The following is a 24088-nucleotide window of genomic DNA, read 5'->3' on the forward strand; positions in this document are numbered from 1 at the left end:
CGCGCGTTCCACGCTCCTCACCATGAGGGTCGAGAGAAACGAAGATGAACCACGACACCTACACCGATAACTACATCCGCGGCATCCTCAACGGCGTGAAGTCGATCGCGATGGTCGGCGCCTCGCCAGTCAATGTGCGGCCGAGCTATTTCGCCTTCAAGTATCTGGCCGAGCGCGGCTACGACATGATTCCGGTCAATCCCGGCCATGTCGGCAAGAGCCTGCTCGGCAAGCCCTTCGTCGCGTCGCTCGCCGACATCGGGCGCCCCGTCGATATGATCGACATCTTCCGCAACTCGAGCCACATCATGCCGGTTGTCGAGGAGGCGCTCGGGCTGTCGCCATTGCCGAAGGTGATCTGGATGCAGCTCGGCGCGCGCGACGACGCGGCGGCCACGAAGGCCGAGGCGGTCGGCATCAAGGTCGTGATGAACCGCTGCCCGAAGATTGAATATGGCCGGCTGTCGTCGGAGATCTCCTGGATGGGCGTCAATTCGCGCACGCTAAGTTCCAAGCGTGCGCCCATGCCGACGCAGGGCATGCGGTTGTCGCTCAACCGGATGAGCGTTGGCGGCGGCGAAACCGCAGCGTCCGATCGTGCCGCGAAGAACAAGACCGAGACGACGTGACGCAATTGCGAAACCGTTGTTGCGATCACGCGACATAACGAAGTACGCCCTTCGAACACGCGACCCTGCCAACTCGCCTTGACCGCCGACATTGCTGCCATCAGCATGCCGCGCATTTTTGTTCCGACCCAAACACAGGACGACCAGAATGACCGATCGCCTTCCGGGATTTTCGACCCTCGCCGTGCATGCCGGTGCGCAGCCGGATCCCACCACCGGCGCGCGGGCGACGCCGATCTATCAGACGACGTCATTCGTATTCAACGATGCCGACCATGCGGCCTCACTGTTCGGCCTGCAGTCGTTCGGCAACATCTACACCCGCATCGGCAATCCGACCAATGCGGTGCTGGAGGAGCGCGTCGCCGCGCTCGAAGGCGGCACCGCAGCGCTCGCGGTCGCCTCGGGACACGCCGCGCAGGTCGTGGTGCTGCAGCAATTGATGAAGCCGGGCGACGAGATCATCGCCGCGCGCAAGCTCTATGGCGGCTCGATCAACCAGTTCACCCATGCCTTCAAGAGCTTTGGCTGGAACGTCGCCTGGGCCGATCCGGACGAGATCGAAAGCTTCGAGCGTGCGGTCACGCCGCACACCAAGGCGATGTTCATCGAATCGATCGCCAATCCTTCCGGCAGCGTCACCGACATCGAGGCGATCGCTGCTGTCGCGCGCAAGGCCGGCGTTCCGCTGATCGTCGACAACACGCTGGCAACGCCGTATCTGATCAAACCGATCGACCACGGCGCCGACATCGTCGTGCACTCGCTCACCAAATTCCTCGGCGGCCACGGCAACTCGCTCGGCGGCATCATCGTCGACGCCGGCACCTTCGATTGGTCCAAGGACAACAAATATCCGATGCTGAGCGAGCCGCGCCCGGAATATCACGGCATCAAGATCCAGGAGACGTTCGGCAATTTCGCCTTCGCGATCGCCTGCCGCGTACTCGGCTTGCGCGATCTCGGCCCGGCGCTGTCGCCGTTCAACGCCTTCATGATCCTGACCGGCATCGAGACGCTGCCGCTGCGCATGCAGAAGCATTGCGACAACGCGAAAGCGGTCGCCGAATTCCTGGCCGGCCATCCCGCGGTTGCGGCGGTGAACTACGCGGGGCTGCCTGGCGACAAGTATAACAACCTCGCGCGCAAATATGCGCCGAAGGGCGCGGGCGCGGTGTTCACCTTCAGCCTCAAGGGCGGCTACGATGCCGGCGTCAACCTGGTATCGAACCTGAGGCTGTTCTCGCACCTCGCCAATGTCGGCGATACCCGTTCGCTGGTGATCCACCCCGCCTCCACCACCCACAGCCAGCTCGACGATGCCGCGAAGATCAAGTCCGGCGCGGCCCCCGACGTGGTCCGGCTCTCGATCGGCATCGAGGACAAGGACGACCTGATCGCCGACCTCGACCAGGCGCTGAGGGCCTAGCCGTTGGTCGTCATTCCGGGGCGATGCGCAGCATCGAGCCCGGAATCTCGAGATTCCGGGTCTGGTGCTAGCGCACCATCCCGGAATGACCCGATCTCATTAACGGTCATTCCGCTATAAGGTGGCATTCTGTCGCCCTCTCGATTCGGAGACGACGATGCTGCGCTCGATATTGCTCTTTGTGATCGCCTTCCTCGCAATCGATGTCGCCGCGGCCGCCGACGGACCGGTTGCAACCAAGCAGGCAGCCTACCGCGCCGCCCGTCAACTGCCGCCCGGCCTTCCGCGCCCGCACTACAAGTACCGGACAACCGTGAGCCCCGCCCCCTACGTCCGCCGCGGGCGTCAGATCATCGTCGCAGAGGATCCGGACGTGCTGTTCACGCCCGCCGCCGTGATCCCTTACGTGCCGTTTGTGAATGGCGAGCCGATCCTGCCGGGCTCATCGAGCCTGCCCGGCTATTACGGCAACCACTTCTCCTACAGCTATGATGGCCCGTACTACGGAGGCCCCTATTACGGTGGTCCCTACTGGAATCGCCTACCGTACGCCTGTGGCGTTTACGGCTATTGCTAGCGGCGACAGGATATCCGCGTGGCAAACGCACCGCGAAAAGCCGAAACATCGATCGATGCGATCGCCGCCGACCTCGTCGCCGTCCTGGTGGCGGTGACCGAGGGCGAGCCGAAGATCATGACGATCGCGAATGCGGCCGCGCTGCCGAGCGGTCCGTTCCAGTTCGGCCATCGCTCGCTGCAGACCGGCCTGCGCGCCTGGGTCGAGGCGCAGACCGGACATCCGCTCGGCTATGTCGAGCAGCTCTATACCTTCGCTGATCATGGCCGTACCGGCGACGCTCGCGCGCCGCATCGCATCTCGATCAGCTATCTCGGCCTGACCCGCGAAGACCAGGTCAGGGAGGGCTCGGAAGGCCATTGGTCCGGCTGGTATGAGTATTTCCCGTGGGAGGATCATCGCGCCGGGCCGCCGGCGCTGATCGCGAAGATCGTGGCGCCGAAGCTGCGCGGCTGGGCCAAATCGGCAGAGAGCACGTCCGTTCAGAGGGCGCGCTGGCAGCGCGCCGCCATCACCTTCGGCCTCGACGACCGCGCCTGGAATGAAGAGCTGGTGCTGCAGCGCTATGAGCTGCTCTACGAGGCGTCGGTGATCCCTGAGGCGGTGCGTGACAAGCCCGCCGGGGAAGCCGTGGTGCCCGGCCGCTCCATGATATCGGATCATCGCCGCATTCTGGCCACCGGGATCGCGCGGCTGCGCGCCAAGATCAAATACCGGCCGGTCGTCTTCGAGCTGATGCCGGCCGAATTCACCCTGCTGCAACTGCAACGCAGTGTTGAGGCGCTTGCGGGCCGCCTCGTCCACAAACAGAATTTCCGACGCCTGATCGAGCAGCAGGAACTCGTTGAAGAGACAGGCGCAATGGCCGCGGAGACGGTCGGCCGCCCGGCCAAGCTCTTCCGCTTCCGTCACGGCATCGTGGCCGAACGGGCCGTCGCCGGCACCAAGCTTCCCCTCTCGCGCTCTTGACTTCCATTATGCTCAGGATAAGTATAACCTCAAATATACTCAAGGAGAGCATAAATGGCCGTAACAGAATCCAGCGCGCTGCCGCGCACCGCGCCGCTGTATGACCGCGTCAAACGGGTGATTCCTCCGTTCGAATGGGCCACCTTCGCCGACGACGTCGACGCCATCCTCGAACTGAAGCGCAAGCGCAACGCCGTGGTGCTGGCGCACAACTATCAGACGCCGGAAATCTTCCATGGCGTCGCCGATATCGTCGGCGACAGCCTGATGCTCGCGCGCGAGGCGACCAAGGTCGATGCCGATGTGATCGTGCTCGCCGGCGTGCACTTCATGGCCGAGACGGCAAAGCTGCTCAATCCCGAGAAGACGGTACTGATCCCGGATCTCAGCGCTGGCTGCTCGCTCGCGGAGTCGATTACGGCGGCCGATGTGCGGCTGATGCGCGAGCGCCATCCGGGTGCTCCCATCGTCACCTATGTCAACACCTCCGCAGCGGTGAAAGCGGAGTCCGATATCTGCTGCACCTCGGGCAATGCGCTCGCGGTCGTGCAGTCGCTCGGCGCCGAGCATGTCATCATGCTGCCGGATGAATATCTGGCGCAGAACATCGCCGCGCAGACCAAGGTAAAGATCACGGCCTGGAAAGGCCATTGCGAAGTGCACGAGCTCTTCAACGCCGAGGACGTACGCCAGCTTCGCGAAAATCATCCCGGCGTCACCATCCTGGCGCATCCGGAATGCCCGCCCGAGGTGGTAGCGGAAGCGGATTTCTCGGGCTCCACGGCGGCCATGTCCGGCTTTGTCGACAAGGAACATCCGGCACGCGTGGTGCTGCTGACGGAATGCTCGATGAGCGACAATGTCGCGGTGCTCCATCCCGACGTCGAGTTCATCCGGCCCTGCAATCTCTGCCCGCATATGAAGCGGATCACGCTGAAGAACATCCGCCACGCGCTCGAGACCAACGAGCACGAGGTCACGATCGATCCTGAGATCGCCGACCGCGCGCGGCGCTCCGTCGAAAGGATGCTGGCGCTATGAGTACCGATGTTTCAGCGTTGACCGGGCAGCCGGTGATCATCGGCGGCGGCGCCGCTGGATTGATGACGGCGCTGCAGCTTGCGCCCGCGCCGGTCGTGCTGTTGTCGAAATCGCCGCTCGGGGCTGAGGCTTCCAGCATGTGGGCGCAGGGCGGACTCGCGGCGGCGGTCGGCGCCGACGACACCCCTGCCCTGCATCTGCAGGACACCATCGCCGCCGGCGCTGGTCTCTGCGACGAGGAAGCTGCGAGCCGCATCGTCGCTGCGGCGCCCGCTGCCGTCGAATGTCTCGCACGGCTCGGCGTCGGCTTTGATCACAGGCCGGATGGAAGCTGGCAGCTCGGGCTCGAGGCCGCGCACAGCCGTAAGCGGATCGTCCACGCCACCGGCGACGGCACCGGGCGCGAGATCATGCGCGCGCTGATCGCCGCCGTGCGTCGCTGTCCGTCGATCACGCTGCTCGAGGGTCTTGAGGCCCGCCAACTCCTCGTGGAGGACAACGCGATCAGGGGCGTGCTCGCAGCGAATACGCGTGGCTCGCTCGTCATTCCGACCAACCGCGTCGTGCTGGCGACCGGCGGCATTGGCGGCCTGTTCCAGGACAGCACCAATCCCATGGGCTGCTTCGGCCAGGGGCTCGCTCTCGCGGCCCGCGCCGGCGCCGTTCTCTCCGACCTCGAATTCATCCAGTTTCACCCGACCGCCTTCGACGGACCGTCGCGGCCGATGCCACTATTGACCGAAGCGATCCGCGGCGACGGCGCGATCCTGATTGACGAGACAGGACAGCGCTTCATGGCGAACGAGCCGGGCGCCGAGCTCGCGCCGCGCGACGTCGTGGCGCGCGCGGTCTGGCGCCGTCGCGCGCAAGGACATCGGGTCTTCCTCGATGCACGGCAGCATCCGGGCAAGGATTTCGCGCAGCGCTATCCCGTCATCAGCGCGTTCTGCAGGATGGCCGGGATCGATCCGGCCAATGATCCGATCCCCGTGCGTCCGGCGGCGCATTATCACATGGGCGGCATCGCCGTTGACGGCGAAGGCCGCAGCACAGTGACGGGCTTGTGGGCCTGCGGCGAAGTCAGCCGCACCGGCCTGCACGGCGCCAACCGGCTCGCCAGCAATTCGCTAATGGAGGCCATCGTCTGTGCGCAATGGGTGGCCGAGAGCGTCAATGGCGTGGCTGGTAGTGGCGCGGCTCCGGGCACGCCGACCGCGCTCCCGCCAGCATCCGATCCATCGACGGCGCGGCCGTTCGTCTCCCAGGGCCTAGGCGTGCTGCGCGATCGGCTCGCGATCGAGCGCACCATCCGCAATCTCTATCCGATGGCGACGGGCAACAATGCTGCCGCCGATCCTGCGCTGGTCGGATTGATGATCGCGGTCGCCGCGCTAAGGCGCGAGGAAAGCCGCGGCGGCCACTACCGCACCGACTTTACGGACACGTTGCCCAATAGCGTGCCTCCCACCTCCACCCTCGCGGAAGCGCTCAGCGTCGCCGGCGAGATCGTCGAATCCGAACTGCCGATCAGGAGCGTCCAGTCGTGACCCTCAATCCCCTTCTGCCCCTGATGTACGAACCATTGGTGCGAACCGCGCTGCTCGAGGATCTCGGTCGCGCCGGCGACATCACGGCCGATGCGATCGTGCCTGCCGACCAGCGCGCCGCGCTCGGCTTGCGGGCACGCCAGCCGGGCGTTGTCGCCGGCCTCGACGTGGCACGCTGCGCCTTTCAAACGATTTCCCCCGCGATCCGGATCGAGATCGAGCGGCCCGACGGCAGCGTCGTCGCCCCCGGCGACACGATCGCGACCATCAAAGGGCCGGCACGGGCATTGTTGACCGGCGAGCGCACCGCGCTCAATTTCCTCTGTCACCTGAGCGGCGTCGCGACCGCGACGGCTTCGCTGGTGTCAGCGGTGAAAGGCACGCGCGCGCAGATCGTCTGCACCCGCAAGACGACGCCGGGCCTGCGTACCCTGGAGAAATACGCGGTGCGCGCCGGCGGCGGCGGCAATCACCGTTTCGGTCTCGACGATGCCGTGCTGATCAAGGACAACCATATCGCGCTTGCCGGCAATATCCGGACCGCGATCGAGCGCGCCAAGGCGCATGTCGGCCACCTCGTCAAAATCGAGGTCGAAGTCGATACGCTGGCGCAGTTCGAGGAGGCACTGACACTCGGGATCGACGCAGTCCTGCTCGACAACATGACGGTTGACGACCTCAGGCAGGCGGTGGCGATGGCCCGCGGCAAAGTAATCACGGAAGCCTCGGGCCGCATCACGGCTGCCACCGCGCCCGCAATTGCGGCGGCGGGCGTCGACCTGATTTCCGTCGGCTGGGTCACGCACTCCTCGGCGGCGCTCGATATCGGGCTGGATTATCTCTAACGCGCTGGGTTCGTGCGCGCTCAAAGAGCTGCCCGCGCGCCCTCCTTGCGATAGTAGAAAATCTGCCGTGCTCGGACCTCGTTCTCGACGATCCCGATCAGGCCGATCAGCTTTTCGGACGTCCGAACCTGCACGATGTCAGGCGTCACCACGAAGACAGTCGCTTCGTCGTAAGGCTGGGCGCTCATGATCATCTTGCGCATTTCAGCGACGACGTTTGCCCATGACTTGGCGTGGCGCTCGGACCTCGCGAAGTACGAGGTGAATGTCTTGAGCGCCAGATCATAGGTCGCGTCCATGGATGGCATGGCCATCGACGGATATTCCCGATCGAAACAGACCAGCGCGTCGGTCAAATCGGTCGTCACTGCCGGACGGAGCGATTCGGCGAGGGCTTGCGCGTGGTTGAAGCACACATTGCTGAACATCCACGACCGCTGCGCAAACTGCGTTTCCCCGAATGCGGCTATCGCCTTGGGCACGAAGCCGAACCACCAGCGCGCGATCTCGAGCAGCTGGAATCGCACGTTGTACTGCTCCCGCACGACATCGCCGGGCGCAAGGACGGAGAGCGCCGCGATGCGATCGGTATCGAGCAGACGCAAGCTGGTCACCGCGACGGTGGCCGCGGCTCCGAGATTGATCAACAGGGCCGAGGCGCGATCGGGATCATCGAGTATCGAATCGTTGAAGGTATCGGCAGCCAGGAACGAATCCCACAGCGCATTGGCGATGATGAGCCGGATCAGGGAGCGCTCCTCGGCAGCCGCCAGGAGCGGCGACGCCGCACGCGGAACGTAGCTCACGAGAGCGGGGTTGTGTCCGACATAGGGACACGTGATCGCCGTGTTGATCCGCTTCGATCCGGCCGTAAAGCTGGTCCAGAAGGCAGCGAACGCGGGCGACAGAAAGTTCGACAGTATCGTCTCGCGGGGCTGGCACGGCGAGATCGATGCCCTTTCGCTCGCGGCCGATCTCAACCGCTCGCGGATGTCGCGCGACGTTGCATCGATCAACGTCCGGCGCATTTCGCCATCTCCGACCGGCGCTGGGTAGCCGTCGCGCGTTTCGAAGAAATCCTGTCCGGGCAGGCACCCGTTGGCCCGATCCTCACCGCTTTCCGTCATCAATACCCCCGCCCGCAAAAGCCCCTATTCAACAGACAGTTCGGCGAGACAAAATCCGCAATGCAAATGACAAAAAATCCGATGTAGGGGTTCCATAGTACCGCGCAACGTTCGGGCGGCTCTTGGTACCCAGCTCACCAGCGGCAGATGTGATCATTCGGCCGGCGCGTTCGTCGACGCCTTGCTCTGGCGCGTCAGGCGACTGTTGCGCTGGAACACCGAATAGCTCGCGAGCGCAAACAGGATCACCAGGAACTGCAGCGAGAGCGCTTCCAGCGTTGGGTTCAGGCCGATGTCGGCGAGCCAGGACATGCTCTTCAGCTCGGTGAACGGCAGCAGCGCCTGCTCCTGGAATTCCTGCACGGCCTCGCCGATGAACTTGATCGCCATCACGAACAGGAAGGCCGAGGTCAGGATGAACAATGGCCGCAGCGGAATCTTCCGGGCGATCAGGTTGATGAAATAGAACAGCACCGCAAGTCCGATAGCGGCGACTCCGAGGCCGGCAAACAGGCCTGCGCTCCAGCCGCCTTCGGTGGTCGCCAGAGCGTTGATGAACAGCACGGTCTCGGCGCCTCGCGGAACACCGCGAGGAAGGCGAGCGCGCCGACCGCCCACACCGTGTCCTGCGCCAGCGCCGTCTCGGCCTTGTGCGCGAGATATTCGTTCCAGCCCCGGGGATCCTGCTTCACCATCAGCCAGCCGCTGACATAGAGCATGAGGCCGGCGGCAAAGAGGATGATGACGCCCTCGAGGATATCGCTGTGCTCGCCTGAATTCAGCACCGCGAACAGCCAGGCCGCAATGATGCTGGCGCCGATTGCCGCGAGCGCGCCGCCATAGAGCGCCCGGATGCGATGATCGGCGCCAACCTTTGAGAGATAACCGGCGAGCGCGGCGATCACCAGCATCGCCTCCAGTCCCTCGCGCAGCAGGATGACGGCAGCCTGAACGAATGCAGACGACATGAGCGAACCCAGTTTTGGCTCGTTCTATCGCCCGGAATTTTCAAGTAAAGCGATGTCGGTCCGCACGACCTCGTCAACTGCCCGGCGACGCGAGAAACCCGCGCAAAACGGCCGTTTCTTGCAGCAACACGGATTAGAATAGTTCAATTCAACCGGGTTGCCCGACCGGCATGGCGAGCTTTGGCTGCCCCACTTCGCGGCGTCGCGGCAAGAGCCGCTCGACCTGCAGGACCGCCAGCGTCAGCACCACGACCGCCATCGCCTGGTGGCTGAGCGCGAGATCAATCGGCACCTGGTTCAAGAGCGTCAGGATCCCGAGCGTCGCCTGCAACGTGATAGCGGCCGCCAGCCACCAGGCGCCGGCGATTACAGCGCCGCCTGCCCGCGCGCGAACAGCGTCGATCGCGTGCAGGATCGCCAGCGCCAACAGCGCGTAGGCGGTCATGCGGTGCTCGAACTGCACGGTGAGAGTATTGTCGAACAGATTGCGCCACCAGGGCTGCTCGAAGAACAGGCGTCCCGCGGACGGAATGAAAGCGCCGTCAATCTCCGGCCAGGTGTTGTAGACTTTTCCCGCGCGCAGACCCGCGACCAGCGCGCCGAAATAGAGCTGCAGGAAGGTCAGCGCGAGCAGCAGCAAGGCGGTGATCTTCAGCCGCAACGGCGCCGGACTCGGCGGCCGATCGGAAAGCCGCCGCACCGTCCATACGATCGCCGAATAGATCAGGAGCGCCAGTATCAGATGGACCGCGAGGCGATATTGCGAAACCTCCACCTTGTCGGAGAGACCCGAAGCAACCATCCACCAGCCCACCGCCCCCTGCAGCGCGCCGAGACCGAAGATCAGCCACAGCCGCCGCTTCAGCTCGCCGTCGGCGACGGCCCCGCGCCACAGGAAATAGAGAAACGGCAGCAAGTAGGCGATGCCGATCACCCGCCCAAGGAGGCGATGGCTCCATTCCCACCAGAAGATCGTCTTGAATTCATGGAGCGTCATCCCGGCATTGAGCTCGCGATATTGCGGAATTTTCCTGTAGCCCTCGTAGGCTTCCGTCCATTGAGCTTCTGTGAGCGGCGGCAGCGTGCCGGTAACCGGCTTCCATTCCACGATCGAAAGCCCGGATTCGGTGAGCCGGGTAGCGCCGCCGACCACGACCATGAGCGCGATCAGGGCTGCGACCGAAAGCAGCCACCAGCGGACGGCGGTGTTTTGGGATGGCCCGGAGGCGGAACGTGCGGTCATCGGTCCTGCTTGATCGGATTGGCGCGCCCCTTATAGTCCGCCCCCTCGCAGGCGCAAGGCGCGCTTTGCCTCACGAATGATCTATCAATCGGCCATGAATATACGCACCCGCAAGCTGCTTGGAACCATCTTCCTGCTGATGCTCGTGGTGGTGTGGTCACTGCTCGGCATGACGGTCGCGCAGACACCGTGGCTCGCCAATTCGGGCCTGCTGCAGGCGATCTTCTATGTCGTGGCCGGGCTCGGCTGGGTGCTGCCGGCAATGCCGATCGTGGCCTGGATGTCGCGGCCCGACCGCGCCTAGAGCTGCGCCCGCTTCAAGCGGCTGATATCCGCCACCACGTCCCGCCCCCGGATCCGGCGGTTCGCAGGCCCGTCTAACGATTGTTATTACCCTTTGTTGACATTTCCCTGCGAAGGTCGGCCCGCCCGAACTGTAAATAATAGATTAATAACAGGTTCATCGATGACCATGGCTGCCGCGATCGAAGGACGGACGGCGGAGTTGGGAGCGTGGTCGAAGACAAGCCGCGTCGCCGGCGTCGACATCATCCGCGATCTCGAAGCCGCCGAATTGGTATGGCGCGGCTTCGAAAAGCAGTTCTGCACGCCCTACCAGCGCTTCGATTTCCTCGCTGCCTGGCAGCGGCAGGTCGGCGTGCACGAGGGTCTCACGCCATTCGTCGTGATCGGCCGCGACAGCGAGCGGCGGCCGCTGTTCCTGCTGCCGCTGACGCTCGAAACCGCCTTTGGCGTGCGCTGCGCCAAATTCATGGGCGGCAAGCATGCGACCTTCAACATGCCGCTGTGGGACCGCGACTTCGCCGCGGGCGCAACCGCCGCCGATCTCAGGACGATGGTGTCTGCGATCGCGGCACATGGCGAGGCCGATGTCCTTGCGTTGTGCCAAGAGCCGCTGCATTGGCGCGATCTGCCGAACCCGCTGGCCCTGCTGCCGCACCAATCTTCCGTCAATGACTGCCCCCTGCTCGCAATCGCGCCCGGCGCCGATCGCGCCACCCTTATCAGCAATTCGTTCCGCCGACGGCTGAAAGGCAAGGAGCGCAAGCTGCAGCAGCTTTCCGGCTATCGCTATCATGTGGCCGCCACCGACGCCGATGTGACGCGGATCTTGAACTGGTTCTTCCGCATCAAGCCGCAGCGGATGGCCGAGCAGAAACTGCCCAATGTCTTTGCCGAGCCGGGCGTGGAGGATTTCATCCGCGCCGCCTGCCTGACCGAGCTTCCGGGCGGCGGCCACGTCGTCGACATTCATGCGCTCGAATGCGACGACGAGGTGATCGCGATCTTCGCCGGTGTCGCCGACGGCCATCGCTTCTCGATGATGTTCAACACCTACACGATGTCTGCCAGTGCCAAGTTCAGCCCCGGCCTGATCCTGATGCGAAACATCATCGATCACTACGCCGCGCTGAACTACCGCGCCCTCGACCTCGGCATCGGCTCGGACGAATACAAGCGGCTGTTCTGCAAGAGCGACGAGCCGATCTTCGACAGCTTCATTCCGCTCACCTGGCGCGGCCGGCCCGCGGCGGCTGCGATGTCCGCCGCCAACCGCGCCAAGCGCCTGGTGAAGCGCAATCCAGCGCTGTTCGATCTCGCGCAAAACCTGCGCGGCATGCTCCGCTAGCGCATGCATCGGCTGTTACCGGCGCGCAGCTCATGACGTGTGAGCCGCCGACTTGCCTGCCATCGACTTCGCGACATCGCGAACGCATGCGACGAATATCTCGGCAGCCGGGCTCAGCGTGCGGTTCTTCAGCGTCACAATGGCCGCCGACACCGCCGAAGTTCGCGGCAGCCTGACTGGAAGTTTCTTCAGTGACAGGTCGCGGCCGCTGAACTGCACAATCGAGCTTGGAAGCAAGGTGATGAAGTGCCCGGTTGCAGCGAGCCTGCAGCAGAGGTGAAGCGACAGCGTCGTGACAGGCGTGCGAGGTACGCTCAATCCGCTTTCGCGAAACAGATCGGCCGTCGCCGAGCCTGGAAAAGTGTCCGGCGGAGGCAAAATCCAGGCTTCATCGGCAAGATCGGCCAAGCTGACCTTGGAACATCGCGCCCATTTGCTTCGCTGCCCCACAACCACGACCCGCGGGTCACTGAGCACAGGCTCCACCGCCAGATCTTCCTCGGCAAACGGCGTTGGAATCCAGCCCAGCAATAGATCGATGCTCCGCTCGCGCAGTTCGCTGTAACGCGTGGTGCCAAGTACCATCTGCGCAACGTTCAGGCGGATACCTGGATGGCGCCGCGTGAATCGATCGATCACGGCCGGAAGCAGGCCGGCCGCAATGCTTTCCGAACTACCGATGTGGAGCTGCCCAATGGTTGGATCGGCAAGAAATTCGAGCTCTTCCAGACCTTGCATCAGTTCGTCGAAGATCGCCGTGCCGCGCTTGACGAGGGCACGCCCATACGGCGTGGCCTCGATGCCGTTGCGGCCGCGGTCGAGAAGCCGAAGCCCGAGTGCATGCTCCATGTCAGCAATTGCCCTCGACACGGCGGGCTGCGAAATTGCCAGTTCGGCTGCGGCCTTTGCCATGCTGCCCCGCTGCACCACGACCAGCAGGATATGGAGATCGCGCAGCTTGATGCGGCGCCGGGCTCGCTCAATGGATTGCATGTCCGATCCTTATCAAAACAGTTATGAAACCCTCACATACTAGCATTGGACGGATATGCCCGCCTCAAGCATCCTCTCGATACGATCCAGTCGTTTCAGTCGCGGAGGATCCGATGGTCTGGATGATGATGACGCGCCGCGAAATGCTGGCAATGTCAGGCGCCGGCATTGCTTTCTCCGTCGCCGGTCTCGTGCCGCAGAGCATCGCCGAGCCGAGCCCGAAGACCGTGCATATACTGACAGGCTTCACGCCCGGGCTCCCCGATGCCGTGGCAAGGCTGGTTGCCGATCAGATGAAGGATTATGCCGCGTCGATCGTGGTCGAGACCCGGCCGGGCGCGAGCGGGCGCGTCGCGGTGGAGGCCGTGAAGGCGGCCGCCCCCGATGGATCCGTCCTTCTGCTGGCGCCACTTGGCTTCTTGACGCTGTTTCCTCACGTCTACAAGACGCTCAGATACGAGCCGCGGGATTTTATTCCGGTATCGACCGTCGCCTCATTCCCGACATTGCTGACGGTGGGTCCGAAGGTGCCGCGCGAGGTAAAGACGCTGGCTGAATTCATCACATGGTGCCGCGCCAATCCGACGCAGGCGACCTACGGCACGGCAGGTGCTGGATCGACGCTGCACTTCATCGGAGCGATGCTGGGCCGCACCGCGGGCTTCGAGTATCTCCACGTACCCTATCAAGGCAGGGCCGCGATACAGGATCTCGTGAAAGGAGAGATCGCATCGGCCATCATGCCGCTCGGCAGTTCCCTTGGCCTGGTCCAGTCCGGAGAGCTTCGTGCGCTGGCGACCACGGGTCCGCGCCGCAGCCCATTTCTTCCCGATGTGCCCACGATGGCCGAAGCCGGCTATCCCTCGCTTGAGGACCTCACATGGTTTGGGTTTTTCGTTCCGGCAAAGACCCCGGCGGTAACAGTCGAAAGGCTCAATGGCTCGATCCAGTCGGCCTTACGCACCGACGAGGTAAAGGCCGGCATGGCAAAACAGTTCGTCGAGATTGACGCAATCCCGATGGCCGACTTTGCCCGGCTGCTCGCATCCGAATCCGGGCGGTGGAAAGCGATCGTGGAGGCAACCGAGTTCACGCCGACCAATTGAAGGTCTCGGCCCCCCAGTGTCCCTGTTCTACGCCGCGACCACGCGCGGGCCCGGCTCGACGGCGTCGGACGGCTCGCACGGCTTTGTCAGCATCGTCACTTCGGAGAAGCCGACCGCGGCAAGCTGCTCGCACATCACGCGGCGGGCATCGTCGGCCATCGAGGCATCCGGCACCACGACGGCGCGGGCATGCGCCGTCAGCAGATCGGCCGGCAGGTCGGAAGCCGCGCCGGCGTCGAGCAGCACGTGGTCATAGACACTGAGCAGCGCATCGATCGCGAGCGCGACCCGCGGCGACTGCAATTGGGTGCGATCGAAACCGGGCCGGCCGGCACTGACCAGATTCACGCGTGACAACCGGTCGCGCGTGATGATCTCCGAGAACGTCGCCTCGCCCTGCATCAATTCGGCGAACCCGGGCGCGCCAGGATCGGTCGATACTGCCGTCAGCGTCGGCGATGCCGCCGCGAGATCGACGACGGCGACCTTGGCCTCACGCGCCATCAGCCGCGCCAGCGTCAGCGTGGTCAGCGCCATGCTCTCGCTCGAGGCCGTCCCCAACACCGTGACCTTGCGGGCATCGGCGCCAGCGCGGCGCAGTTCCGTGGCAAGCTGCTCGATCTCTCCGATGGCTGCGGGCGCTTCCGGTTGCGGCGCAATGGATGCGGCTTCGGCCTCCGGCTCGACCTCTTCTGGTTCCGACTCCGTTTCTGGCTCATCGCGGGTCTCGGCCGCCGCAGCGCGAACGGGTGGCCGCGCGGTCGCTTGCGGCGCGACGGGTGCCGCGGCGGCCCGCGGCGCGGTCATGCGCAGGAGTTCGCCGGTGATGATCAGGCCGGAAGAGAGCAACAGCGTCGCCAGGGTCGCGATCAGCACGATCGGCAGCTTCTTCGGATAGGCCGGCGTGTTGGAGACCGAAGCGCGCGAGATGATGCGGCCATCGGACGGTCCGGCGTCGATGTTCTCGCGGGTATTGGCTTCGCGGTATTTCGCCAGATAGGATTCGAGCAGGTCGCGCTGCGCCTTGGCCTCGCGCTCCAGCGCGCGGAGCTGGACGTCCTGGCCGTTATAGGAGGACGCCTGCTTCTTCAGTTGATCGAGGCTCGCGCTCAGCGCCTCGACGCGACCGCCGGCGACGCGCGCATCATTGTCGAGCGAGCGGGAGATCTTGCTGGCCTCCTCCCGCAACTGGCGATCGAGATCGGCGAGCTGCGCCTTCAATTCCTTGATGCGCGGATGATTGTCGAGCAGCGTCGATGATTGCTCGGCGAGCTGAGCGCGCAGCGTCACGCGCTGCTCGCTGAGGCGGCGGATCAGTTCGGAGTTGAAGATTTCGGAAGCTTCGATCGGCTTGCCGCTCTGCAGCATCTCGCGGATCAGTCGCGCCTTGGTCTCGGCATCGGCCTTCAGCGCGCGCGCATTATTGAGCTGTGTGTTGAGCTCACCCATCTGCTGGTTGGACAACGAGGTATTGTTGGTGCCAATGAACAGGCTCGACTTGGAGCGGAAATCCTCGACGCGGGATTCGGCGTCCGCGACCTTCTTCCGCAAATTCTCGATCTCGCCGGCAAGCCACTGGCTCGCCGTCTTCGCCTGCTCCTGCCGCGCATTCTGCTGCAGCACCAGGTACCCTTCGGCGATCGAGTTGGCGACGCGCGCGGCAAGCTCGGGATCTCGCGACTGGAATTCGACCACGATGACGCGCGACTTGTCGACCGCGTAAGCCTGCAGGCGCTCGTAATAGGCTTCCAGCACACGCTCCTCCGGCGTCAGTGAGAACGGGTCGCGCCCGATGCCGAACAGCGCCAGCAGCGATTTCAGAGGCGAAAAGCCCTGCAGCACCGGATCGAATTCCGGCCGCTCGGCGAGCTTGTTCTTCTTGATGATCTCGCGCGCGAGATCGCGCGACAGCAGGAGCTGCACCTGGCTGGTGACGGCTTCCGGATCGACGACGTTGCGCTCCTCGTTGCGCTCGCCGCTCGGCCGCAGGAACACGTTCTCGCGGCCGTCGATCAGGATGCGGGCTTCGGACTTGTAGCGCGGCGTCACCATGTTGACCGCGGCCAGCGACAGCGTGAACGCCAGCACCGTCGGCACGATGATCCAGCTCCGCCGGCGCATCAGCGCATGACCGAGCGCCGGCAGGTCGAGATCCCCTGCGGGCGACACGGCCGCCGATGCAGGCTCGGCCGCGGCCGGCGCAGGCTTTGCGAGCGCGCGCCGGACCACGGCCCTGTCCTTGCCGAAACGCCAGAACGCTAAACGCATCGCTCACTCCCGCGGGGACGCCACTCAATCTACCTCAGCCGGGGCGATTACACTCCATTAAGGTTGCCGCTGGGTTAACCGGCACGATTGACGGGCAGCAGCGCACGCTCTCACCCATGCGTCATGCTTTGTTAACCATGAACGTCCTTAATCGGCCGCGATATTTGCCGGGATTCCAAGAATGCGCCGCCAGCGCGCCATTGCTTCATGCCTGCTTGCCATGCTTGCGCGCAGCGCTTCCACCAGCGTTGGCGAGCGCCCGACGTGACTATCGGTTCCGACCAGCCGCTCCGCATCCTGCATGTCGTGCGCGCCCCTGTCGGCGGCATCTTTCGCCACATCCTCGACGTCGCCAACGGACAGATCGAGCGCGGTCATCACGTCGGAATCGTCGCCGACAGCATCACGGGCGGTGAGCGCGCCGCTACCGCGCTTGCTGAAATCGAGCCGCGCCTGAAGCTCGGCGTGTGCCGCGTCGCCATTCGCCGCGAGCCGCGGTTCGCAGATGTCATGGTCTGGGCGCAGATCGCCGGTCTGATCTGGAGATTGAAGCCGGATGTGCTGCACGGCCATGGCGCCAAGGCCGGCGCCTATGTCCGCCTGCGGCCGCACTCGAAGCACACCATTCGCGTCTACACGCCGCATGGCGGTTCGCTGCATTACCCGCTGGACACGCTGAAGGGCAATTTCTACAGCCGGCTCGAACGGGCGCTGATGAACAGCACCGACCTGTTCCTGTTCGAGAGCGCTTTCGCACGTGACACCTATCAGCGCACCGTCGGCACTTCGACCAGCGGCGTCGTGAGCTGCGTGTTCAACGGCGTGACCGCCGAGGAATTCGATCCCGTGGAGCGCGCCGAGGATGCCACCGACATCGTCTATGTCGGCGAATTCCGTCACATCAAGGGCGCCGACCTCCTGATCGATGCCGTGGCGAAACTGCGCGCCGAGGGCAAGCCGGTGGCGCTGACCCTTGCCGGCGACGGCGAGGAATCGGAGAAGCTGAAGGCGCAGGTCGAGCGGCTCGCGCTCGACGACGCCGCGCGCTTCATCGGCCACGTCAAAGCACGCTACGGATTCTCGAAGGGCAAGCTGCTGGTCGTTCCCTCCCGCGGCGATTCGATGCCCTATGTCGTGATCGAGGCCGCGGCCGCGGGGATTCCGATGGTGGCAGCCAATGTTGGCGGCATCCCCGAGATCTTCGGCCCGTATACCGACGCGCTGTTCGCGCCGAGCAACGCAGCGGCCATGGCCGAAGCGATCGGCCGCGCGCTCGATGATCCCGCGGCGACGCTGGCGCGCGCGCAGGCGTTGCGCGAACGCATTTCCGCGCATTTTTCACAGCGCGCCATGGTCGAGGGCGTACTCGCCGGCTATCGCGACGCGTTTGCCAATCGTTAACCTTTACTTACCGACGTAACCGTTTGTTCCGATTTCTCCCCTAATCCGTGAGGCGAGGCAATTCCGCAGCGGCCTCCGCATCCCCATGTGCGGCCGCGAGAGCATGATCCGGAAAAGTGAGTACCGGTTTTCCGAAAAGATCATGCTCAAACAACGGACGTGACGACGTGGAACCGATCAACGCACGCTCGATGCTGGACGCGGCAGCGACCGCCGGTGGCGGCCGTCCGCCCGTCGAACGGCGCCGCAGACTATCGCCCGCCGCCCTCGCCGTTGCCAATGACAAGGTCCGCGGCGCCTATTCGCCCGTTGTCATCACCGGCATCGCTCGCCTGATCGATTTCACGCTGCTGAGCCTGGTCGGCGTCGCGCTATATCTCTGGTACGTGATGCCGCTCTCGGGATTCCGCTGGGAATATGTCGCGGCGATCCTTGCCATGGCGATATCGGCGGTGGTCGGCTTCCAGGCCGCCGATCTCTACGAAGTCCAGATGTTCCGCGGACAGTTGCGGCAGACGACGCGGATGATCTCGTCCTGGGCCATCGTGTTTCTGCTGTTCATCGGTGTGTCGTTCCTGGTCAAGCTCGGCGGCGAGATCTCACGGGTATGGCTGACGGCATTCTTCTTCGTGGGCCTCGCGGCCCTGATCGTCGAGCGGCTGATCCTGCGCGGCCTGGTGCGGCGCTGGGCGCGCGACGGCCGGCTCGATCGTCGCACCGTGATCGTCGGCGCCGACCAGAACGGCGAGCAGCTCGTCGCAGCGCTCAACGCGCAGCCCGACACCGACATCCGCGTGCTCGGCGTGTTCGACGACCGCAACGATGATCGCGCGCTTGATACTTGCGCCGGCAGCCCGAAGCTCGGCAAGGTCGACGACATCGTCGAGTTCGCCCGCCGCACCCGCGTCGACCTCGTGCTGTTCGCGCTGCCGATCTCGGCCGAGACCCGCATCCTGCAGATGTTGAAGAAGCTCTGGGTGCTGCCGCTCGATATCCGCCTGTCTGCGCACACCAACAGGCTGCGCTTCCGCCCCCGCTCCTATTCCTATCTCGGCAAGGTGCCGACGCTCGACGTGTTCGAGGCTCCGATCACCGACTGGGACCTCGTGACGAAATGGCTGTTCGACCGCATCGTCGGCGGCCTGATCCTCATCGCCGCGCTGCCGGTGATGGGGCTGGTGGCGCTCGCGGTGAAGCTCGACAGTCCGGGCCCGGTGCTGTTCCGCCAGAAGCGGTTCGGCTTCAACAATGAGCGGATCGACGTCTACAAGTTCCGCTCGCTCTACCATCACCAGGCCGATCCCACCGCCTCGAAGGTCGTGACCAAGGACGATCCGCGCGTCACCCGCGTCGGCCGCTTCATCCGCAAGAGCAGCCTCGACGAACTGCCGCAGCTCTTCAACGTCGTGCTGAAGGGCAACCTCTCCCTGGTCGGCCCGCGTCCGCATGCGGTGCAGGGCAAATTGCAGAACCGCCTGTTCGACGAAGCCGTCGACGGCTATTTCGCCCGCCACCGCGTCAAGCCCGGCATCACCGGATGGGCGCAAATCAACGGCTGGCGCGGCGAAGTCGATACCGACGAGAAGATCCAGAAGCGCGTCGAGTTCGATCTCTATTACATCGAGAACTGGTCGGTGCTGTTCGACCTCTACATCCTCCTGAAGACGCCGTTCTCGCTGCTGACCAAGAACGAGAACGCGTATTGACGATGGAACTATCTCCACGATGGCGCTGCGCCCCCTCTCCCGCTTGCGGGGGGCTGGAGCGCGATTCAAAGTCTTTGAGTGGAGATAGTCGGTCACCCGGCGCTACGCGCCGACCTCGCCCGCAAGCGGGAGAGGTGAAGTGAGTCCGCGGATGGACCGTTCATAATGGCCTACGCCGCAACAGCGGGCACCTCCCTGCCGCACGCCGCGCCCGGCGTGCTGGCGCTGCAGCGCGCGATGGTGTGGCTCGCGGGCGCTTCCAGCGCGATTGTCTTCATCGAGCCGAGCCCGTATGAGCTGGTCACGCTCACGGCCGCCGTGATCTTTTTCGCGACGGGCCTGCGGATGCGGCTCGCTTTCATGCCGCTGCTGCTCGCCCTCGTCGTGCTCAATGTCGGCTACAGCATCGGCGCCATCCCGTTCCTCGACAGGCCGGAGATCGCGACCTGGATCGCGACGTCCTGGTACATGGCGATCACCGTGCTGTTCTTCGCCATGGTCGTCGCCGAGGATACCGAGGCGCGGCTCGACATGCTCCGGCGCGGCCTGGTCGTGGGCGCAATGATCGCATCGCTCGCCGCGGTCGGCGGCTACTTCCATCTGGTGCCCGGCGGCTACGATCTCCTGACGCTGTATGGCCGCGCGCGCGGCACGTTCAAGGATCCGAACGTGCTCGGTGCCTTCCTGATCCTGCCGGCGCTGTTCTCGCTGCAAAGCGTCGTCTCCGCTCCTCTCGGCAAGGCGTTCCGCAACACTATTGCCTTCGGCATCATGTCGCTGGCGATCCTGCTCGCGTTCTCGCGCGCGGCGTGGGGCGGGCTGATCATCACCGCGGCCTTCATGCTGGTGCTGATGGTGTTGACCAGCCGCTCGCAGGCGGAGCGCTCGCGCATCATCGTGATGGCGCTCGTTGCCGTCATCCTCGCGGTCGCGCTGGTCGCGATCCTGTTGTCGTTCGATACGATCGCGGAGATGTTCAAGCAGCGCGCCAGCTTCGACCAGAGCTATGACGAAGGCCGCTTCGGCCGATTCGGGCGGCACATCCTCGGGGCCGAGATGGCGCTCGACCTGCCCTTCGGCGTCGGTCCGCTGCAGTTCCGCAACTATTTCCCCGAGGACACCCACAACTCCTATCTGAACGCCTTCATGTCAGGGGGCTGGATCTCCGGCATCACCTATCCGGCGCTGGTGTTCGTCACCGTGATCACGGGCTTCCGCTATGTCTTCCTGCCCGTGCCCTGGCAGCGGACCTATCTTGCGATCTTCGCAGCCTTCCTCGGCACCGTGGCCGAAAGCTTCATCATCGACACCGACCATTGGCGGCACTTCTGGATGATGTTGGGGGCGATGTGGGGCATGTATGTCGCCGCGGCGCGCTACCGGGCGGTCTCCCAACCGGCGCTCACCGCCGAGGCGGCCGCCCGCGCTTCCTAGCCGGCTTCTCATCCGGCGTATCGATCAGCCCCTTGAGCTTCTCGGTCGCCTCCAGCACGGCCTTGTAGCCTTCGTTGGCGAAGCGCAGCAGCAGTTGCAGCTCAGCTTCCGAATAGGTGCTCCAGAGCCGGTGCATCTCCTCCTGCATCGGCACGTAGTATCGGCCGATCCGCGCAACGTTCTCCGGCACGGTGACGATGAAGACCTTGCGTCGGTCGCTCTCGTCGCGCTCGCGACGCACGAAGCCGGCCTTCTCCAGGCGGTCGACCACGCCGGTGATGGCGCCGGTCGTGAGCCCGGTGACCTCCGCGAGCCGGCCTGCCGTCACACGGCCTTCGAGGATCAGGAAATCGAGGCATTCGAGGTCGGAACCGGAAATTCCCGCCACATTGGCAACGGCTTGCCCGTACAGCACGCCCTGTGCCGACGACCGCCGCATCGCCTCTTCCAATTCCTGCATCAGCGCCGCTCGCGGCTGCAACCTTGACAAGATCTCTCCTTTTCCTTAGCAAATGTATATCTTACATATTAAGATAATTAGCTGCTGACCTTTCCTAACCCGCGCAGTCCAACGGAGCAAGAGATGCCCCGCCGTCCCCGCAAGGCCCTGATCATCGGCGCCGGCATCGCCGGCCCCGTTGCTGCGATCTTCCTCAAGCGTGCCGGCTATGACGTCGAGGTCTACGAGGGCTGGCCGCATTCGAGCGGCATCGGCGGCGGGCTGCAGATCGCGCCGAACGGCATGCAGGTGATGGCTGAGCTCGGTCTCGCCGACGAACTGATCCGCCGGGGCTCGATCGCCGAATCCTTCGATTTCTATTCGCAGGGAGGCCGAAAGCTCGGCTCGATCAACCGCGACATGGAGAAGCGCTTTGGCCAGCCGGCGGTGAACGTCCGTCGCGCCACGCTGCAGGAGATCCTCCTCAACAAGGCGTGGTGCTCGAATGCCGAGCTCTATTTCGAGAAGCGCCTGGTCAAGATCATCGACCGGCCCGACCAGCCGGTCGTCGCTTATTTCGCCGACGGCACCACCGCCGAAGGCGATTTTCTGATTGGCGCCGACGGCATACGCTCCAAGGTGCGGAGCCATGTGGTGCCGGACGGTCCAAAACCCTTCGACACCGGCCTGATCGGCTTCGGCGGCTTCGTGCCCCGCTCCGTCCTCGAAGCCAGATCGATCGGCGGCCGCGTCGAGACCACGTTCGGCCGGAGCGGCTTCTTCGGTTATGGCTTCTGCAGCTCCGATCCCGATGACGGGGCGATGTGGTGGAGCACGCAGCCTTCGCGCGGTGTCGACGCCGCGACCTTCCGCGCCATGGATCAGGCGGCGCTGAAACAGCATTTGCGCGACTTCCACAGCGGGTGGCACGATCCGATTCCGCGCATCATCGAAGCCGCCGAAAACATTGTGGTGACCGACACGCTCGACGTCGCAAGCCTGCCGACCTGGTCGCGCAAGCGCTCGCTCCTCATCGGCGATGCCGCGCATGCCACCAGCCCACATGCCGGCCAGGGCGCTTCGCTGGCGCTGGAAGACGCGATGCGGCTCGGCAAACTCATGCTGGACGGACAGGAACTCGGCCTCACCTTCCAGAACTTCGAGCATGAGCGCCGTCCGCGCGCGGAGAAGATCGTCGCGATCGCCCGCCGCAACGGCAACAGCAAGCGCGAATTCAGCGCCGCGGGAGCGTGGGTGCGCGATCACGTGCTGAGCTTGCTTCTCCCGGTAACCTCGCGGTGCATGGATTTCATGTACGTCTATGATCCGCGTGCCGCATAGCCCTACAATCTCCAAACGTAGGATGGTAGAGCGAAGCGAAACCCATCACCTTCAGAGCAAGCCCAACGATGGAGGGTTTCGCTTCGCTCCACCCACCCTGCGATCTATGATTCACTTCTCCACCGCAAACGTCAGGCCGGCGTGATCGGTCAGCCGCTTGATGAGCTTGTCCTTCATCGCAGCGCCCGGCGTCCAGATGCCGGCGGGAACGTCCGCCGCATCGCGCAACAGGCAGATCGCGCATTCCGAGATCATCTTCGATGTCGAGCCATAGCCGGGATCGCGGTCGCCCTTCACCGATGCGCGCACCTGCCGGCCATCGGGCGCGATCGCGACGTACAGGAGATCGTAGCGGCCGTTCTCGCGTTCTTCCTTCGAGGGCCCCTCGCCCGGCTTCGGCGCATTTGGACCGGTCTTTTCGGTGTTGGCGGCCATCACCCGCTTGGCGTTGGCTTCGCCTTTCTCGCCGGCGCCAGTCAGCACCATCTCGTCGTAGACGAGTTCCTCACCATACGGAAACCCCATCAGCATGTTGGATCGATGGATGTTGCGCGTATTGATGGTCGCCATCACGAAGGGCGCGCTCCAGGACTGCAGATCGTCCTCGAATAGAGGCTTGTTGCCTGGCGGCTGTTTCGGCCCGCGAAATCCCGGCGTCAGGACGAACGGATCCTTCAGCATCGCGACGAGGCTGAGATCCTTGGCGACGGCTTCAAACGTCGCCCTTGCGCTCGCGGCCGTGCCGCCGGAGAACGTGCCGCGCATATCACGCACGCGCCCCTTGACGCGGAGCGCCGGTGCGCCGAACACGCGTTTCGCCTCTTGCTGGACAAAGAACGCACCGAGTTCGAACGGCAGCGAGTCGAAGCCGCAGGAAAACACGATGCGCGCACCGCTCGCCTTCGCCGCGGCCTCGTGCTTGTCGATCATCTGTCGCATCCACAGCGGCTCGCCGCTGAGATCGAAATAATCGACGCCAGCTTCCACGCAGGCTGCGACCAGGTCGTTGCCATAGAGCTGATACGGACCGACCGTGCTGATCACGGATTTGGCCGCCCCAACCATGGCTTTCAGCGAGCCGACGTCGCTTGAATCGGCGACGATCAGCGGCGTGTCTGCGGGCGCGCCAATGGCATCGCGCACCGCGGCAAGCTTGTCCTTGCTGCGCCCCGCCATCGCCCATGTCAGGCCATCGCCCTTGTAATGCTGCGCGAGATATTCGGCGACGAGCTGGCCGGTGAAGCCGGTTGCGCCATAAACGACAATGTCGAACTTCGACGACATAGATGTACTTTCCTTGAGACTTCTCGTCATTGCGCGGAGCCAACCGGTCCCGCCTCTGGCGGGCCCGATGACAAGCTCCGCGACGAAGCA

General features: G+C 64.4%; 20 protein-coding genes and 1 pseudogene. 14 read left to right on the forward strand and 7 right to left on the reverse strand.

Annotation, left to right across the window (positions count from 1 at the left end; all coding sequences use genetic code 11):
* Positions 1–44 precede the first annotated feature (44 nt).
* From I6F35_RS08975 to nadC, 7 genes are all read left to right on the forward strand, one after another.
* Positions 45–629: a CoA-binding protein gene (locus I6F35_RS08975; protein WP_225117293.1), complete on the forward strand. Its 585-nt coding sequence runs from the start codon at positions 45–47 to the stop codon at positions 627–629.
* A 148-nt stretch (positions 630–777) separates the two neighbouring features.
* The gene (locus I6F35_RS08980; protein ID WP_225117294.1) at positions 778–2058 is read left to right on the forward strand and encodes an O-acetylhomoserine aminocarboxypropyltransferase; all 1281 of its coding nucleotides are present in this window, start codon (positions 778–780) and stop codon (positions 2056–2058) included.
* 157 nt (positions 2059–2215) lie between these two features.
* Positions 2216–2635: a hypothetical protein gene (locus I6F35_RS08985; protein ID WP_225117295.1), complete on the forward strand. Its 420-nt coding sequence runs from the start codon at positions 2216–2218 to the stop codon at positions 2633–2635.
* Between the two features lie 18 nt (positions 2636–2653).
* Positions 2654–3604, forward strand: coding sequence for a hypothetical protein (locus I6F35_RS08990; RefSeq protein ID WP_225117296.1), 951 nt, complete (start codon positions 2654–2656; stop codon positions 3602–3604).
* A gap of 54 nt (positions 3605–3658) precedes the next feature.
* Positions 3659–4645 carry a quinolinate synthase NadA gene (gene nadA, locus I6F35_RS08995; RefSeq protein ID WP_225117297.1) on the forward strand — a complete coding sequence of 329 codons (987 nt, stop codon included), beginning with the start codon at positions 3659–3661 and terminating at the stop codon, positions 4643–4645.
* Positions 4642–6192, forward strand: a complete 1551-nt coding sequence (locus tag I6F35_RS09000; protein ID WP_225117298.1) for an L-aspartate oxidase — start codon at positions 4642–4644, stop codon at positions 6190–6192. Before nadA ends, I6F35_RS09000 begins: the two co-directional genes overlap by 4 nt.
* Positions 6189–7037 (forward strand): carboxylating nicotinate-nucleotide diphosphorylase, encoded by an 849-nt coding sequence (gene nadC / locus I6F35_RS09005; RefSeq protein WP_225117299.1) that lies wholly within the window; start codon positions 6189–6191, stop codon positions 7035–7037. The genes I6F35_RS09000 and nadC overlap by 4 nt, the downstream gene beginning before the upstream one ends.
* Positions 7038–7057: 20 nt before the next feature.
* On the opposite strand, the gene I6F35_RS09010 is transcribed toward nadC, so the two are convergent.
* The 3 genes and pseudogenes from I6F35_RS09010 to I6F35_RS09025 all read right to left on the reverse strand — a co-directional run bounded on the left by I6F35_RS09010 (position 7058) and on the right by I6F35_RS09025 (position 10375).
* The gene (locus I6F35_RS09010) at positions 7058–8164 is read right to left on the reverse strand and encodes a hypothetical protein (RefSeq protein WP_225117300.1); all 1107 of its coding nucleotides are present in this window, start codon (positions 8162–8164) and stop codon (positions 7058–7060) included.
* 153 nt (positions 8165–8317) lie between these two features.
* Positions 8318–9132: pseudogene (locus tag I6F35_RS40465) on the reverse strand (FTR1 family protein).
* A 148-nt stretch (positions 9133–9280) separates the two neighbouring features.
* Positions 9281–10375, reverse strand: coding sequence for a COX15/CtaA family protein (locus I6F35_RS09025; RefSeq protein WP_225117303.1), 1095 nt, complete (start codon positions 10373–10375; stop codon positions 9281–9283).
* A 94-nt stretch (positions 10376–10469) separates the two neighbouring features.
* On the opposite strand from I6F35_RS09025, the gene I6F35_RS09030 reads away from it, so the two are divergent.
* Positions 10470–10679, forward strand: a complete 210-nt coding sequence (locus tag I6F35_RS09030; RefSeq protein ID WP_028162849.1) for a DUF2842 domain-containing protein — start codon at positions 10470–10472, stop codon at positions 10677–10679.
* Between the two features lie 162 nt (positions 10680–10841).
* The gene (locus I6F35_RS09035) at positions 10842–12026 is read left to right on the forward strand and encodes a GNAT family N-acetyltransferase (protein ID WP_225117304.1); all 1185 of its coding nucleotides are present in this window, start codon (positions 10842–10844) and stop codon (positions 12024–12026) included.
* A gap of 30 nt (positions 12027–12056) precedes the next feature.
* Here I6F35_RS09035 and I6F35_RS09040 read toward each other — a convergent pair whose 3' ends face one another.
* Positions 12057–13019: a LysR family transcriptional regulator gene (locus I6F35_RS09040; RefSeq protein WP_225117305.1), complete on the reverse strand. Its 963-nt coding sequence runs from the start codon at positions 13017–13019 to the stop codon at positions 12057–12059.
* Positions 13020–13132: 113 nt separating this feature from the next.
* Between I6F35_RS09040 and I6F35_RS09045 the strand changes: the two genes are divergently transcribed.
* The gene (locus I6F35_RS09045; protein WP_225117306.1) at positions 13133–14125 is read left to right on the forward strand and encodes a tripartite tricarboxylate transporter substrate-binding protein; all 993 of its coding nucleotides are present in this window, start codon (positions 13133–13135) and stop codon (positions 14123–14125) included.
* Positions 14126–14152: 27 nt separating this feature from the next.
* On the opposite strand, the gene I6F35_RS09050 is transcribed toward I6F35_RS09045, so the two are convergent.
* On the reverse strand, positions 14153–16393 hold the full coding sequence (locus tag I6F35_RS09050; RefSeq protein ID WP_225117307.1) for an exopolysaccharide transport family protein: 2241 nt from the start codon (positions 16391–16393) through the stop codon (positions 14153–14155).
* Positions 16394–16657: 264 nt separating this feature from the next.
* On the opposite strand from I6F35_RS09050, the gene I6F35_RS09055 reads away from it, so the two are divergent.
* The 3 genes from I6F35_RS09055 (at position 16658) to I6F35_RS09065 (ending at position 20934) form a co-directional block, all read left to right on the forward strand.
* Positions 16658–17794 carry a glycosyltransferase family 4 protein gene (locus I6F35_RS09055; protein ID WP_225117308.1) on the forward strand — a complete coding sequence of 379 codons (1137 nt, stop codon included), beginning with the start codon at positions 16658–16660 and terminating at the stop codon, positions 17792–17794.
* A gap of 167 nt (positions 17795–17961) precedes the next feature.
* Entirely contained in the window at positions 17962–19500 is a 1539-nt protein-coding gene (locus I6F35_RS09060) for an undecaprenyl-phosphate glucose phosphotransferase (RefSeq protein WP_225117309.1), read from the forward strand.
* Between the two features lie 165 nt (positions 19501–19665).
* On the forward strand, positions 19666–20934 hold the full coding sequence (locus I6F35_RS09065; RefSeq protein WP_225117310.1) for an O-antigen ligase family protein: 1269 nt from the start codon (positions 19666–19668) through the stop codon (positions 20932–20934).
* Here I6F35_RS09065 and I6F35_RS09070 read toward each other — a convergent pair.
* Positions 20903–21373: a MarR family transcriptional regulator gene (locus I6F35_RS09070; protein WP_225117510.1), complete on the reverse strand. Its 471-nt coding sequence runs from the start codon at positions 21371–21373 to the stop codon at positions 20903–20905. The two genes, I6F35_RS09065 and I6F35_RS09070, sit on opposite strands and share 32 nt — an antisense overlap.
* A 144-nt stretch (positions 21374–21517) precedes the next feature.
* Here I6F35_RS09070 and I6F35_RS09075 point away from each other — a divergent pair, with 144 nt between their 5' ends.
* A complete protein-coding gene (locus tag I6F35_RS09075; RefSeq protein ID WP_225117311.1) occupies positions 21518–22714 on the forward strand; it encodes an FAD-dependent monooxygenase in 1197 nt (398 codons plus the stop codon).
* A gap of 111 nt (positions 22715–22825) precedes the next feature.
* Here I6F35_RS09075 and I6F35_RS09080 read toward each other — a convergent pair whose 3' ends face one another.
* Complete coding sequence (locus I6F35_RS09080; RefSeq protein ID WP_225117312.1) at positions 22826–23998, reverse strand: saccharopine dehydrogenase NADP-binding domain-containing protein; 1173 nt, start codon at positions 23996–23998, stop codon at positions 22826–22828.
* Positions 23999–24088: the final 90 nt, after the last annotated feature.

Origin of the sequence: Bradyrhizobium sp. BRP22, from assembly GCF_020194175.1 — a bacterium.
Classification (GTDB): domain Bacteria; phylum Pseudomonadota; class Alphaproteobacteria; order Rhizobiales; family Xanthobacteraceae; genus Bradyrhizobium.